This is a genomic window from Curtobacterium sp. C2H10 (assembly GCF_025407985.1).
Lineage (GTDB): Bacteria > Actinomycetota > Actinomycetes > Actinomycetales > Microbacteriaceae > Curtobacterium.
Window position 1 is genome coordinate 1 of sequence record NZ_JABXGF010000225.1, and the last position, 248, is coordinate 248.

Genomic DNA, 248 nt, shown 5'->3' on the forward strand with positions numbered 1-248 from the left:
GGCGATACACAGCACTTTGTCTCTGGCGCGCATATTACGAAATAAATGGTACACCGCGATGATATTAGCCAGCACCATCACCAGTCCCAGCGCGCCGGTCTCGGTCAGGGAAAGCTTTTTGCCGATATAGCGCATAAATCCCTGGCAATACTTTTGGAAAAGAAAGCAGATCGGGAAGGTCCCTGCCAGCATAATGCCAATATATCCCGCTATTTCGATAGCGCGGTACAGGCTTTTCTCATCGGCAA

At 50.0% G+C, this 248-nt stretch carries 1 protein-coding gene; it reads right to left on the bottom strand.

What is annotated here, in order from left to right; all coding sequences use genetic code 11:
- On the bottom strand, positions 1–248 hold a 248-nt coding region (gene eutH / locus HWD93_RS18730; protein ID WP_261647635.1), incomplete at both ends, for an ethanolamine utilization protein EutH.